At 63.1% G+C, this 12,601-nt stretch carries 11 protein-coding genes; 3 read left to right on the top strand and 8 right to left on the bottom strand.

The window, feature by feature from the left end:
- Positions 1 to 12 precede the first annotated feature (12 nt).
- Together CDA63_RS10180 and CDA63_RS10175 are read right to left on the bottom strand one after the other, a co-directional pair.
- Positions 13 to 576, bottom strand: a complete 564-nt coding sequence (locus CDA63_RS10180; protein ID WP_126546810.1) for a hypothetical protein — start codon at positions 574 to 576, stop codon at positions 13 to 15.
- A 113-nt stretch (positions 577 to 689) separates the two neighbouring features.
- A complete protein-coding gene (locus CDA63_RS10175; protein WP_088464351.1) occupies positions 690 to 1,580 on the bottom strand; it encodes a T9SS type A sorting domain-containing protein in 891 nt (296 codons plus the stop codon).
- 230 nt (positions 1,581 to 1,810) lie between these two features.
- On the opposite strand from CDA63_RS10175, the gene CDA63_RS10170 reads away from it, so the two are divergent.
- Entirely contained in the window at positions 1,811 to 3,163 is a 1,353-nt protein-coding gene (locus CDA63_RS10170) for a D-alanyl-D-alanine carboxypeptidase/D-alanyl-D-alanine-endopeptidase (protein WP_088464350.1), read from the top strand.
- 34 nt (positions 3,164 to 3,197) lie between these two features.
- On the opposite strand, the gene CDA63_RS10165 is transcribed toward CDA63_RS10170, so the two are convergent.
- The 3 genes from CDA63_RS10165 to serA form a co-directional block, all read right to left on the bottom strand.
- Positions 3,198 to 3,788, bottom strand: coding sequence for a DUF4291 domain-containing protein (locus tag CDA63_RS10165; RefSeq protein WP_088464349.1), 591 nt, complete (start codon positions 3,786 to 3,788; stop codon positions 3,198 to 3,200).
- Positions 3,782 to 5,074, bottom strand: a complete 1,293-nt coding sequence (locus CDA63_RS10160; protein ID WP_088464348.1) for a TlpA disulfide reductase family protein — start codon at positions 5,072 to 5,074, stop codon at positions 3,782 to 3,784. The genes CDA63_RS10165 and CDA63_RS10160 overlap by 7 nt, the downstream gene beginning before the upstream one ends.
- A gap of 335 nt (positions 5,075 to 5,409) precedes the next feature.
- The gene (gene serA, locus CDA63_RS10155; RefSeq protein ID WP_088464347.1) at positions 5,410 to 7,338 is read right to left on the bottom strand and encodes a phosphoglycerate dehydrogenase; all 1,929 of its coding nucleotides are present in this window, start codon (positions 7,336 to 7,338) and stop codon (positions 5,410 to 5,412) included.
- Positions 7,339 to 7,548: 210 nt separating this feature from the next.
- Here serA and CDA63_RS10150 point away from each other — a divergent pair, with 210 nt between their 5' ends.
- Complete coding sequence (locus tag CDA63_RS10150; protein WP_088464346.1) at positions 7,549 to 8,256, top strand: hypothetical protein; 708 nt, start codon at positions 7,549 to 7,551, stop codon at positions 8,254 to 8,256.
- A 36-nt stretch (positions 8,257 to 8,292) separates the two neighbouring features.
- Here CDA63_RS10150 and CDA63_RS10145 read toward each other — a convergent pair whose 3' ends face one another.
- Both CDA63_RS10145 and CDA63_RS10140 read right to left on the bottom strand, forming a co-directional pair.
- A complete protein-coding gene (locus tag CDA63_RS10145; protein WP_165768258.1) occupies positions 8,293 to 9,003 on the bottom strand; it encodes a DUF421 domain-containing protein in 711 nt (236 codons plus the stop codon).
- A 182-nt stretch (positions 9,004 to 9,185) separates the two neighbouring features.
- Positions 9,186 to 10,139 (bottom strand): aldo/keto reductase, encoded by a 954-nt coding sequence (locus CDA63_RS10140; protein ID WP_088464344.1) that lies wholly within the window; start codon positions 10,137 to 10,139, stop codon positions 9,186 to 9,188.
- A gap of 101 nt (positions 10,140 to 10,240) precedes the next feature.
- On the opposite strand from CDA63_RS10140, the gene CDA63_RS10135 reads away from it, so the two are divergent.
- On the top strand, positions 10,241 to 11,071 hold the full coding sequence (locus CDA63_RS10135; RefSeq protein WP_088464343.1) for a penicillin-binding transpeptidase domain-containing protein: 831 nt from the start codon (positions 10,241 to 10,243) through the stop codon (positions 11,069 to 11,071).
- 164 nt (positions 11,072 to 11,235) lie between these two features.
- Here the strand turns inward: CDA63_RS10135 and CDA63_RS10130 are convergent, their stop codons facing one another.
- Complete coding sequence (locus tag CDA63_RS10130; protein WP_088464342.1) at positions 11,236 to 12,582, bottom strand: alpha-amylase family glycosyl hydrolase; 1,347 nt, start codon at positions 12,580 to 12,582, stop codon at positions 11,236 to 11,238.
- Positions 12,583 to 12,601 lie beyond the last annotated feature (19 nt).

The following is a 12,601-nucleotide window of genomic DNA, read 5'->3' as shown; positions in this document are numbered from 1 at the left end:
CGTCGCGTCGGTTTAGGGCTTGCGCAGCACATTGAGCTCCACGAGGCCGTTTTCGCCATCGGCGTCCTTTAAGTTGATGGGGCTCGCGGAGCCGTTGACATAGACGAGCTTGCGGGTGTTGTTGAAGCAGGTGCAGCAGCCATCGGCCTGGTACTCGGTGGTCAGTTGCACGCTGTCGATGGCATAGTCGAAGCTGTGGATTTTGGCCGTGCGGGTTGGGGCCAGGTAAACCCGGTAGGCGTACTGGTCGAGCTTACGGTTGCCGGCCTGACTGAAGGGTGTGGTATTATTGAGGATGAGCGGCTGACGGGCCTGGAGCGTGGTGCGTTCCAGTTGCACGGTATCGGCTAGCAGCAGCTGTTGGGCATCGGGCCGGAGCAGCCGCCGCACCAGAAACACGGTTCGCAGCTCACTGACCTTGAAAGCCGGGCTGCTGCTGGTGCCCAGCGTATCGAAACGCAGGCCAACGGCATCGGCAAAGGTATCGTTGCAGTCGCAGGCCGTGGAGCCGCAGCAGGCCGCCAGGGCGGTGGTCATCACAAGTATCGAAACCCAGGTAAGAAAGGAGCGCAGCATAGGGCGTAAAGATAACGGGTGGCGACCGGCCGGGCCGCAAAAAAAGCGGACCCGCGCTGGCGGGTCCGCTATCCTAACGCCCGAAGGCAGGTGCATATTGGCTCAGCTGGCTGTTACTCCTTCACGAAGCGGCGCGTCTCGGCCCCGGCGCGGGTCGTGATTTTGAAGAAGTAAGTGCCAGCGGGCAGGTCGGCTACCTCCACGGCCAGCGTGTGCGGGCCCTTGTCCTGTTTGCTGTCCTGGGCGACGGTCCGCAGGGTGTTGCCCCGGCCGTCGAGCAGTTCCACGGTTACGGCCCCGGCCTTCGTTACCTCGTAGGCCAGCTCGGTGGTAGTGGTGGCGGGGTTAGGGTATACCAGGCTCTGGGAACGCGCTTTGTCGGCCCGAGCTGGGGCATTGGGGTCGAGCAGCAGGAAGGCAGTGGGCCGTAGCAGGCGGCCCAGCGCGCCGCCATGCCGGGGGTGGCGGCCCGGACGGGCAGCCGTTTCCGGCTTGCCAGCGGGGGCGAGGGCTCGCAGATCGGCCACCCATTTTTCCTGCTGGGGTTTGAGCGCGTGAGTCAGGCGGTTGATGTCGGTGGTGTAGCGCTGGGCCATTTGCTGCACATTGGCCATGATGCCCTTGGTTTCGGTGCGGAGCTGCTGCACCTGCTGCTGCTGGGCTTCGGTGAGTGTGGGGCGGGTACCCGGCGTAGCAGCGGCTGTTCCCGCCGCTGGCCGCAGCGACTGGCGCAGCGCGCGCCCCTGCACCCGGACTTCGCGCAGCTGGTTGCGGTAGATGGCCAGTTGGGCGCGGTCGGCCGTCGTGAGCTGGCTTTCCAGCTGCCGACGCTGTTCGCGCACGGCGGGCAGCACATTTTGCCGCACGTAAGCACGGGCTTCGTGGTGGGCCGGCGCGGCCGTTGCCGTCGTTTGGGAAGTGGGGGCCGTCTGGGCAAAGCTGGCCGGGGCCGTGGTCAGGAGCAGGCCGCAGAAGAAAAGGACGGAGAGAAGGGTTGTTTTCATAATAGCGTACGGGAGTAAGGCGGCGAGTGTGGCCGGTTTCTGGCAGTATAGAAGCGCTCCGGGGGCCGGGGTTTAACCCCGTCGGCAAAAAAAGCCTGGAAGAAACGTAAAGAAAGTAGTTTTGCAGTGATACGTGGTTGGTTTGGCTGGGCACGCTGATCGGTATTTTAACGGTCCGCGAGCGAGAAAAATGCGCCGGTTCGCCCGCTATTCCGCAACTTGCGGGCAGTATGTACGCCGCCCTGATTCGCTGCCTTGCCCTCGGGCTGGCCCTGTTGCCCCTCGCCCTCACTGCCCAACCCAGCCCGCCCGCCGCGCCGCGCCCGGCTCCCAACCCCGTCTGGCTCGGCCAGCAGCTGCTCGAATCGGCCGTACTACGCCGCCACCACGTGGGCCTGAGCCTGGTAGATGTAGCCACCGGCCAGCAGCTGTTCGGCTTCAACGAAGACCACTATTTCACGCCGGCCAGTACCATGAAGCTGCTGAGCCTGTACGCCGGCCTGCGGCTGCTGCCCGACTCGCTGCCCAGTTTGCACTACGTGCTACGGGCCGATACGCTGCTTTTCTGGGGTACCGGCGACCCGACCCTGCTCCACGGCGACGTGCCCTCGCGCCGGGCCTACGAGTTCCTGCGCACCCGGCCCGAAAAGCTGTTCTATGCCACTGTGCCTGCTCCACCCTCCTTCGGCCCTGGCTGGAGCTGGGACGATTACGGCTATTATTTTCAGCCCGAGCGCGGCCCGTTGCCCATCTACGGCAACACCGTGCGCTTCTATGGCCGGCCGGCCCAGGCTCCGCGCGTGCTGCCGGCCTTCTTCCGGCCGCTCACGGCTCCCGCGCCGCCCACGCTGGCCAACCCCGCCAACGACCACGTGCGCCGGCCCCTAGAAGAAAACCAGTTTTTAGTGTTTCCGGCTACCCGCAACTGGGTGGATGAGGTGCCGTTCCGGACCAGCCCCGGCCTGCTGCTCCAGCTGCTCCAGGACACGCTGCGCCGCCCCGTGCTGGCGGCCGGCCCGCTATGCCTTCGGCCCCAGGATTCGGTGCGCACCCTGCGTGGTCTGCCCGTCGATTCGCTCTACCGCCGCATGATTCGGGTGAGCGACAATTTCCTGGCCGAGCAGCTGCTGCTCATGTGTTCCTCGGCCCTGGGGGCCGATTCGCTCAGTCCTGCCCGTACTATCCGGGCCATGCAGGGCAACTACCTGCGTACCCTGCCCGATGCGCCGGTGTGGGTCGATGGCTCGGGCCTTTCGCGCCTGAATCTGCTTACGCCCCGCAGCCTGACGGCGGTGCTGCTGCTGCTGCACCAGCAAATTCAGGAGCCCCGGCTGCTGAGTTTACTGGCGGCGGGCGGCGGGCAGGGCACCCTGCACCGGGCATATTTGGCGGGCAAAACAGGCCCCTGGCTCTGGGGCAAGACGGGCACCCTCACCAACACCCATAACCTGGCCGGCTACCTGCGCACCCGTTCGGGCCGGCTAGTGGCTTTCAGCTTCTTCAACAACGGCTACGTGGTGCCCACCAGTGACATTCGCCGCGAGATGGAGCGGGTGCTCACGCTGGTGCGCGACCGGATGTAGAGTGCTTTCTGGATGGCTACCCAATGCGGCCGGATTAGCTCGCGGCAGGTTCTAGGAGCAGGTGCGGTATGGCCGGGGTCGGATAAACCCCTTCGTGTGGCAGCCGGGCCGTGGCTTCCTGCAGGTGGCCTCCCTCAACCAAGGCATAGATTTCATGAGCCAGATCCGTTACGTCTGTAATCTCCACTACCCACTCGTGCACGTACCGCGATACGGCTTCACCGGAGAGCCCGATCTGAATGGCCCGATGCGGCAAGGGTTGGAGGTGCAGATCCCGCTCCGGGTCCCATTGGATGCGTACAGGAGCAGCCTGCAGGCTGTTCTCCCACTCAGTTGAGTTCAAATGAGCGGCAGCTTCGAAACGGGACAAGCAGGCGTGTTGCAGGGCCCATTCGAGCCCGGTGCGCTTTATTTTTAGGGCTAGTATCCGTTCCTGATTCACTTTCGTGGCCCAGCCCGAACGGTACATCATCCATAGGAAGGAGGGCTTGATCCAAGTCATGCGAGTCGCTTTGAAGCCGGGCAGCACCAGACTTTGCTGGGCTACGGCCGAAAGGGCAATGGCCGGGTGGTAGGCCTGGTACACGGTGAGCGTGTGCTCGTCGTAGGCAACACGAATTAGCATAGGCGAAGAACGCGGGTCATGAGTAGAAATAAGTCAGGGACGCGTTGAACGCGCCCGCCGGTAGAGGCTAACAGGAGGATGCGCAGAAGCCCATGGCGCTCCACCGAGGCCAGATGGGCCATTGAGTCGTCAGCAACCGGGTTACTTGAGCACCTTGGCCAAGGTTGCTTGGAGCTCCGCCCCGTGCAAGTTGGTGGCGATGATGACGCCGTTGGGGTCAAGCAGGAAGTTCTGGGGATGGCGCGCACGTTGTAGAGTAGGGCCACGCCCTGCTGCCAGCCGCCGGGCGTCCAGAGCTGGAGCCAGGGCAGGTGGTCGTCCTGCACGGCCTTGAGCCACTTGGCGCGGTCGGGAGCATCATCCAGCGAGATGCCGACGACCTCGAAGTTGCGGCCCTTGAACTGGTTGTAGTACTGAATCAGGTTGGGGTTGTCGCGGCGGCAGGGGCCGCACCAGCTGGCCCAGAAATCGACCAGCACGAACTTGCCCCGGAAGTCGGCCAGCGTAAAGGCTTTACCGGTGGGGTCGGGCAGAGTAAAGGCCGGGGCCGGAGCACCGACGGCCACCCGTTGCAGCGCCGCCACCTGCCGGCCCAATGCTTGGCCCTGGGCCGTGGCTTTGAGGTGGGCATCCAGGCCCTCAAACAGCGGCCCTACTACCGCGTAGCTCGGAATGGGCCCACCCACGTCCTGCACGGCATCGAGACTGACCAGACTGGCCGGGTGCGCCTTAATGAAGCTAGTCCGCAACGCCAGTTCGGCCGGTTCGGTGATGTTCTGCTGAGCTTCGAGGCGGGGGAGGATGCCCGTGGCGGCCCGTCGGTCGGGTGGGGTAGCGTAATACTCCTGTCGCAGAGCTTCCATCGGGGCCTGCACCGGCGCGAGTTGCTGACGGAGCTGCTGATACTCGGTGTTGAGCGGGGTGCCTCCCACGGTGGCATGCGCCAGCGAATCGGGGCTACTGACGCTGATAGTGCCCTTTTCGAGGTAAATGGCGCAGTTGTCGGCCTGCCCCGTGAGCAGGCGCCGGTACTGCCCTGGCCGCACCAGCACCAACCGGCCGCGTACGGGCCCATCCGTAATGCCGCGGAGCACGAACGTGCCGTTCTTCACGGTCGCCGAATCAGTAATCTGACCTTGAAACAATCCTTCGCGGCGCAGGTACACTTTGGCTGGCCCCTGTAGCAGCCCTAGTTGGCCTTTCAGGGTAAAGGAAGTAAGGTACTGGGCCTGGGCCAAAGAAGTGCCGGCCAGCAGCAGGGCCGGCAATAAGCTAAAACGATGCATAAATGGATAGTTAGGAGAAAGGAGAATGCCGGGCGCAAGATATTACCCGACCCCCTAAATCAAAGAAACCTATCCGATTCCATTTGTTGCCCTGCTCACAATTTACTCGCAGCCTAACGAAGGGCGTGGTGCTCAAGATGGCGGGATTTTTTAGCCCCGGAAGGACGACACATCGGTCGTCAAAAGATGCCAGCAAACCAAAAGCCCCAGCAGGGCGATATCTCGTGCTAACGAATGGCAACGCCCCGTTGGGACCTCAAGCAAGAATGGACAGCTGTTGGTTAGCTCTATACCGTCCCTGCGGGACTAAAAACGAAAAGCACTTGGTTGGTAGTTTAGTACAACACCCGGAATTTAATCGTGTGCTCGACTTCGCGCAGGGCTTTGATCAGCTCGGGCTCGTACTGCTTGTCGACGTCGGTAATCACGTAGCCTATGTGCTCGTTGGTTTTCAGGTACTGGCCGAGGATGTTGACTGAGTGGGCGGCCAGCACATTGTTGATGCGGGCCAGCACGCCGGGCACGTTGTGGTGAATGTGAATGAGGCGGTGGGCCGGCTGGTCGGGTAGCTGAATGTTGGGGAAATTGACGCTCTGCTGGGTGTTGCCGGTGTTCACGTACTGCATAATCCGTTCGGGCACGAACTCGGCGATGTTGCGCTGGGCCTCGGCCGTAGAGCCCCCGATGTGGGGCGTGAGCAGCACGTTGGGTAAGTCCCGTAATTCACTCTCGAAAGTCTCGTCGTTGGTTTTGGGCTCGTGCGGAAACACATCGACGGCGGCTCCGCCCAGGTGGCCCGAGCGCAGGGCGGCGGCCAGGGCGGGCACTTCCACCACCGGGCCGCGGGCGTTGTTGAGAAACAAGGAACCCGGCTTCATGCGGGCAAACTGCGCCTCCCCGAACAGGTCCGTGTTTTCGGGGCGGCCATCCACGTGCAGAGTCACGATGTCGGCCTGCTCCAGCAGCTCGTCGAGGGTGCGGCACTTGATGGCGTTACCCAGCTGGAGCTTCTCGGCCACATCATAATACAGCACCTGCATGCCCACGGCCTCGGCCACCACCGAAAGCTGCGAACCGATGTTGCCGTAGCCCACGATGCCCAGCTTCTTGCCCCGGATTTCAAACGCGCCCCGCGCCGATTTATCCCACTCGCCAGCGTGCATTTTGGGGCTTTTTTCGGGGATGCGGCGGGCCAGCATAATAATTTCGCCCAGGGCCAGCTCCACCACCGAGCGGGTGTTGCTGAACGGGGCGTTGAATACGGCCACGCCCTTTTTCATGCAGCCCACCAAGTCAATCTGGTTGGTGCCGATGCAAAACGCGCCGATGCCGATGAGGCGGTTGGCGGCTTCGAGCACCCGGGCCGTGACTTGGGTTTTGCTGCGGATGCCCAGAATGCTTACGCCCTCCATGCGCGCCATCAGCTCGTCCTCATCGAGCCCGCCCGTTACGGTTTCTACCTGGTAGCCTTCGGCCCGAAACAGCTCCTCGGCGCGCGAATCGGGGTTTTCGAGCAGCAGGACTTTAATGCGGTTTTTGGGGTAGCTCAGGGTCATGGGGAGGTTGTTCTGGTAGAGAAATTCGTCGAAGCTGGGCAGCACCTTATCGGCGTGGGCCACCACGGCGGGGCGGGTTACGTTTTCGGTGAAGGCGTAGAAGCGGTCGGCCAGGCCGGCCTCACGGATCTGGTAATCGGTGTAGCCGTCGCCGAGGGCGTACACCGGGCCATTGAGGTCGAGCAGGCGTAGCTGCCGGATTTTGCCGCCGTCCTGGCTCAGCACGTTCTCCGGGTCGAAGCCCGTGATGCGGTCCTCGGCGTCGAAGGTGAAGGTGTTGGCCAGCACGTGGTCGGCGTCGATGCCGAACTCGGCCACCACCGGCTCGATAAACTCGCGGAAGCCGCTGCTCACGATGTACACCCGGCCCGGAAAACGCTCGAAGAAGCTCCGGTTGCGCCGGATGCTCGCCGACACTTTGCCCTTGAGCCGCTCCACTAGCTGCCCGATGTGCGCCCGCCGGGCCGGCAGCAGCGCCAGCCGCTGCCGGAGCGACTCCGAAAACTTCAGCTCCCCGCTCATGCCCCGGTCAGTGAGCTCCCGAATCTGGCCCACGATTTTCTCGCGGTCGGGTGAGCCTTCAAGGGCAATGTCGGCCAGCTCATCGAGGCCTTCCACCTGGGTGAACGTGCTGTCGAAGTCAATGATGAGGTAGGGCAGGGGCACGGCGGGGCCGGCGGCGGGTTGGTCGGGCAAGTGGTCGGACATATCGGGCAACAAGGTAGGGCACGGCGGGGCAATGGAGCCGGCATGCGGCCGCACTCCGCCCAATCAGAAGAGCAAGTTACCCTTGCTTCCCGGTCTGTTTTTCTAACAGCAGAATGCAACCGTTCGCAATTTCACCGGCTCCCAGGCCAAGGGGGTATATTGCGCCCCCAGTGCCCCCAGTCAACCCCAACTATTTCCTGACCACCGCTTATGAAACACCTGCTACTACTCGCGCTCGGCCTCGGGGCCGCCACCGCCCAGGCCCAAAGCACCGAGTTCACGCTGCACGCCACCTCAGGCTACTTCGGCTACCGGGGCGCACTGGCCGAAGGGCCCGCACTTATTATCGGAAACGATGGCACAACGGGGGGCGTTGGCTTTACCACTTTGCCCTATGGCAAGCGCTTCACGCTCTCGTATGGCGGGGCCGGGCAGGTGCAGCGCGCTACGGCGCACCATTTGGTGCTCGGGGCGCACCTCGGATACGAGTGGCTGCGCAGCCGCGTGCAGGTCGCGGCCCTCTCTACATCTAGCTTCAGTAGCCGCATTATACCTGCCAGCGGACAAACCACCTTCACCGGCCGCTTTGTCAACACGCATGTATTTGTGGGGCATCGCTTTGGGGCGGGCTCCTTCCACCTCGATGCCACCCTGGGCCCAGAACTAGGTGTCCGGCTCAGCGAGCGGGAAAAAGGGGAGGCATCGGGTGGCGGCTTTACCGTCCGCACCAACAACCGCATCAGCGACGATACCAAGCTCGACCTTCGGGCCCGCGCCAACTTAACGGCTTACTATCAGCGGCTGGGCCTGTCGGTGTGCTACTCTTACGGCCTACTCGACTACGAGCGCAACTACGATGGTGGCACCGGCGACCTGTATAGCCAGATGCTACGAGTAGGATTAGCCTACCGCCTGTAAGCCGCCGAAGCGACGAGCCAAGGGCAGCTGAACTTCTCAACTCACCCGGCGGGCCGTGTTGGCGGGCAGCCAGCTTTCGTTCTGGCATACCGGGCAGCGGGCCTCGGTAGCGGCGGCCAACTCGCGCACATGGCCGCAGTTGGCGCAGGCGTGGGGGCCGGGCTGGGTGGCCGTGGGCTGGGCCTCCCGCAGCAGCTCGGGCCAGAGGGGCAGGCCGGGAAGCACCTGCTCATCCTCGAAAAAGAACACGCTGAACTCGCCGGTGGCCTCAATGTAGGCCCGGCGTACCTGCCCCAGGTGCTCCACCTGCAGCTGCCGCAACTCGCCGAAGAGCTCCTTCAGCGTTAGGTTCTGGGAGTTGAAGCCGGGTTGATTGATGACGCCCTCTTCCACCAACAATACGGGTTTGCCTTCCAGCCAGTCGGAAAAGCGCGGGTACCACTCGGTGAGGCGGTTGAAAAGCACGTAGAGGGCTGTGACAACCACGAATACGGTAGCGGCCGGCAGCAGGGGCGTATCCTCGTAGAGCATGGAGTCGCCGGCCGCGGAGCCTAGACCCAGAATGATGCTGAGCTCGAAAATGGAGAGCTGCCGCACCCCGCGCCGGCCCATAATGCGCAGCGCCCCCAGAATCAGGAGGTAGGTGAAGCCGCAACGGAAGGCAATTTCGAGCAGAAAAGGCCACGATACGTCGTCGGCCCACAGCATGCGGTGCCAATCAAAAGGAATAATGGGCGGCTTATCCATGCGCAGCGGGAGGGGAGGTAGGGCGTGGTAAAGGAGCGGAACTCCGAATGGGTACGTGATTCGGCGCAAAAACGTCATTCAGAGTGAAGCGAAGAATCTCGCGTGCTACTCATTGAGGCTTATTTCAACGACAGCACGCGAGACTCTTCGCGTTGCTCTGAATGACGTTTCTTTACTCCTTACTACTTGCTAGCCTCGCTGAGCTGGTGCATATCGGCCTCGCTCAGCTCCAAGTGCATGGCCTTGATCAGCTCTTCGACCTGCTGGGCGCTGGTGGCCGAGGCAATGGGGGCGGTGAGGCCGGGGCGGCCCATAATCCAGGCCAGGGCCACCTGGGCGGGCGAAGCGCCGGCATGGCGGGCCACTACGGCATCGAGGGCGTCGAGAATGTGGTAGCCCCGGTCGTTGAGGTATTTGGGTCCGATGCTGCTGCCGCGCACGCTCTGGGCGAGGTCTTTTTCGGAGCGGTACTTGCCCGTCAGAAAGCCCGAGGCCAGCCCGAAGTACGGGATGATGCCCAGGCCGTGTTCCTGGCACAAGGCCAGCAGGTCTTTTTCGAGGGCTTCGCGGTTGTAAAGGTTGTACTCGGGCTGGAGGGTTTCGTAGCGCGGCAGGCCCTGGGTGACGCTGGCTTCGAGGGCCGCCCGCAGCCGACCAGCCGAGAAGTTGCTGGCCCCGATGGCCCGTACTTTGCCTTCTTTAATCAGCTCGGCGTAGGCCTCCAACGGCTCGGTAACGGGGCGCTCCTCATCGTCCTGGTGCGATTGGTACAGGTCGATGTAATCGGTTTGCAGGCGCTGGAGCGACTCCTCGACGGCCGTTTTGATGTAGGCCTTCCCCAGGCCCTGGCGACCATCGCCCATCTTCATGCCCACTTTGGTGAGGATGAGCACCTCATCGCGGCGGCCGCGCTGCTTCAGCCACTTGCCGATAACGGCTTCCGACTCGCCGCCCTGGTGGCCCGGGGCCCAGGCCGAATACACGTTGGCCGTGTCGATGGCGTTGCCGCCGCCGGCCACAAAGGCATCGAGTACCCGGAAAGAAGTAGCCTCGTCGGCGGTCCAGCCAAACACGTTGCCACCCAGCACGAGGGGCGCGGTGCGCAGGCCGGAGCGGCCCAGTTCGCGGTGTTGCATATGCAAGAGGATTAGGATAGTAGTGTGCGGGTTAAACTCCCGGCCGAGCCGTTAGGTTACCGGAACCTGTTACTTTAGACCGGAATAAACCCCCGTACGCGATGCTCAGAAATCCTCTTCTGCTCCTTTGGCTGTTGCTGCCAGGGCTGCTGTCCAGCAGTACCCGCCTACAGGCGCCCACCATGACCCAGCGCGATTTCGAACCCTACTTTCTGCGGCAGGGCGTAGAGGGGTCTTTTTTGCTCTACGACGCACCCGCCCGGCAGTTTGTGGCCTACCGGCCCGACCGCTGCCGCGAAGGTTTTCTGCCCGCTTCCACCTTCAAAATTCCCAACACGCTCATCGGCCTCGCCACCGGCGCTCTGCGCGACACCTCCGAAATCTGCCGCTGGGACGGCGTAACGCGCGACTTTCCTCAATGGAACCAGGATATGCCGTTTGCCCGGGCCCTGCGCGTGTCGGCGGTACCGTGCTACCAGCAGCTGGCCCGTCGCATTGGGGTGCCTGCCTACCGTACGTGGCTGCGCAAGCTGGGCTACCCCGGCATGGTGGTTACGGAAAGTACGCTCGACACTTTCTGGCTCGATGGGAAGTCGCGCATTACGCAGTTCCAGCAGATTGATTTTCTGAGCCGCCTTCAGGCCGAAGTGCTACCCGTAGCAAAGCAGCACCAGCGGGCCGTCAAACAGCTGCTCATCCTGAAGAAAACGCCCCAGTACACGCTTTATGGCAAAACCGGGTGGCGCTTCCGCTCGGCCCGCAACCCCGATAATGCCTGGCTGGTGGGTTGGATAGAACGCGCCGACGGACGCAAGGCCTTCTTCGCCCTCAACGTAAAGCCTGCCGGCGGCCAGCCCGCCGACGCCCGGTTCGCCGCCAGCCGCCGCATAATTACCGACGCCATTCTACAGGAACTGGGGTGGATGAAGTAGAAGCTCGTTGTTGGTTGACAGCTGTTTATAAAGGAACGTCATCCTGACGAAGGAAGCACCCTCTCACGCCACAACAGCCGTAGCCACGACCCGCCTCAACGTTAAAGGGTCTTTTCTTCGTCAGGGTGACAAACCGGTTACTGGCAACCATCAGCAACGAACCGCTACACCTGCTCCAGCACGCGCCAGCCGTGGGCGGGTACGGGCAGCGTGTCGGCTGCCTGGAACATCAGCTGATCGTGGCTGAACACATCGTGCCAGGTACCTGCGGCGGCCTCGGGCAGCGGCAGATCCTGCGTTTCGGCTGCGATGTTGATGACGCAGAGCACGGCCGCGCCGTTTTTGTGGCGCCGGAAGGCGTAGAGCGAATCAGAGCCGGGCAGACGCTCGAAGCAGCTTTCGGGGTCGCCGTTGAGCAAGGCCGGGTGGCGGCGCTTGAGCTGGAGCAGGCGCGTGTAGAAATCCTGGAGCGGGAAATCCTGCCACGCAATCGGGTCTTTATCGAAGAAGTCGAGCCGCTTTTTAAGGGCCGCTTCCTGGCCCGAGTACACCAGCGGCATGCCGGGCAGTAGCACCGTGAGCACGGCGAAGGGCAGAGCCAGCGGGCCGAGGCGCTCGTATTCGGTGCCGTCCCAGCTGTTCACGTCGTGGTTGCTCGTGAAATTCATTAGGTACACCGAGGGCGGGTACTTGGCCCGCTCGGCGGCGCGGTACTCGTCGAGGGTGGAGAGGGAGGCTTTGCCCTCAGCAATCGTGTCGAGCAGGTAGTGCAGGCGCAGGCCGAATGTCATGTCGAAGGCCTGCTCCAAGAGGTGGGTATCGGAGTTGAACTCCTCCCACGTTAGCCCGCCCGACGGATATAGCTCATCCCATTCGGCCAGCATGAACACGGGCTTGAGGGCTTCGAGGGCGGGGCGGGCCTCATCCCAAAAATCGGTGGGCACCAGCGCCGCCACGTCGCAGCGGTAACCGTCGATATCGGCTTCGCGCACCCAGTAGCACAGTGCGTCGGTCATGTAGCGGCGCAGTTCGGGGTTGCCGTAGTCGAAGGCTACTACATCGTGCCAGTCGGCCACCGGGGGCACGAGGGCGCCCTGGGCATCGTGCTGGTACCAGTCGGGGTGCTGGGTCACGAGCGGGTTGTCCCAGCTGGTATGGTTGGCCACCCAATCGAGCAGCACCCGCAGGCCTAGGGCGTGGGCGGCGGCCACGAGGTGGCACAGGTCGGCCAAGGTGCCGAATTCGGGGTTCACGCCGAAATAGTCGCGCACGGCGTACTGGCTGCCGAGCGTGCCCTTACGGTGCTGCTCCCCAATCGGATGAACGGGCATCAGCCAGATAATGCTGATGCCCATAGCCGCCAGCCGGGGCAGGTGCGTCTCAAAAGCCCGAAACGTGCCCTCGGGCGTGTATTGGCGGATATTGACTTCGTAGATGGTTGCGTTGAGCGCCCAAGCAGGATGCTGAACCTGAAACTGTTGGGCGTGAGGGTGCGGCGACGATTGGGACATAACAGGCAATAGGGGCGCG

This window comes from Hymenobacter amundsenii (assembly GCF_002204745.1).
Classification (GTDB): Bacteria; Bacteroidota; Bacteroidia; order Cytophagales; family Hymenobacteraceae; genus Hymenobacter; species Hymenobacter amundsenii.
Note: the sequence above shows the minus strand (reverse complement) of the source record. Positions and strands in the feature narration are given on the sequence as shown.

Coding starts and splice junctions, on each gene's coding strand:
- CDA63_RS10140 (WP_088464344.1), bottom strand. CDS start 10,139: ATGCAACACCGCGAACTGGGCCGCTCCGGCCTGCGCACCGCGCCCCTC.
- CDA63_RS10160 (WP_088464348.1), bottom strand. CDS start 5,074: ATGCATCGTTTTAGCTTATTGCCGGCCCTGCTGCTGGCCGGCACTTCT.
- CDA63_RS10145 (WP_165768258.1), bottom strand. CDS start 9,003: ATGGATAAGCCGCCCATTATTCCTTTTGATTGGCACCGCATGCTGTGG.
- CDA63_RS10150 (WP_088464346.1), top strand. CDS start 7,549: ATGAAACACCTGCTACTACTCGCGCTCGGCCTCGGGGCCGCCACCGCC.
- CDA63_RS10165 (WP_088464349.1), bottom strand. CDS start 3,788: ATGCTAATTCGTGTTGCCTACGACGAGCACACGCTCACCGTGTACCAG.
- CDA63_RS10170 (WP_088464350.1), top strand. CDS start 1,811: ATGTACGCCGCCCTGATTCGCTGCCTTGCCCTCGGGCTGGCCCTGTTG.
- CDA63_RS10175 (WP_088464351.1), bottom strand. CDS start 1,580: ATGAAAACAACCCTTCTCTCCGTCCTTTTCTTCTGCGGCCTGCTCCTG.
- CDA63_RS10180 (WP_126546810.1), bottom strand. CDS start 576: ATGCTGCGCTCCTTTCTTACCTGGGTTTCGATACTTGTGATGACCACC.
- CDA63_RS10130 (WP_088464342.1), bottom strand. CDS start 12,582: ATGTCCCAATCGTCGCCGCACCCTCACGCCCAACAGTTTCAGGTTCAG.
- CDA63_RS10135 (WP_088464343.1), top strand. CDS start 10,241: ATGCTCAGAAATCCTCTTCTGCTCCTTTGGCTGTTGCTGCCAGGGCTG.
- serA (WP_088464347.1), bottom strand. CDS start 7,338: ATGTCCGACCACTTGCCCGACCAACCCGCCGCCGGCCCCGCCGTGCCC.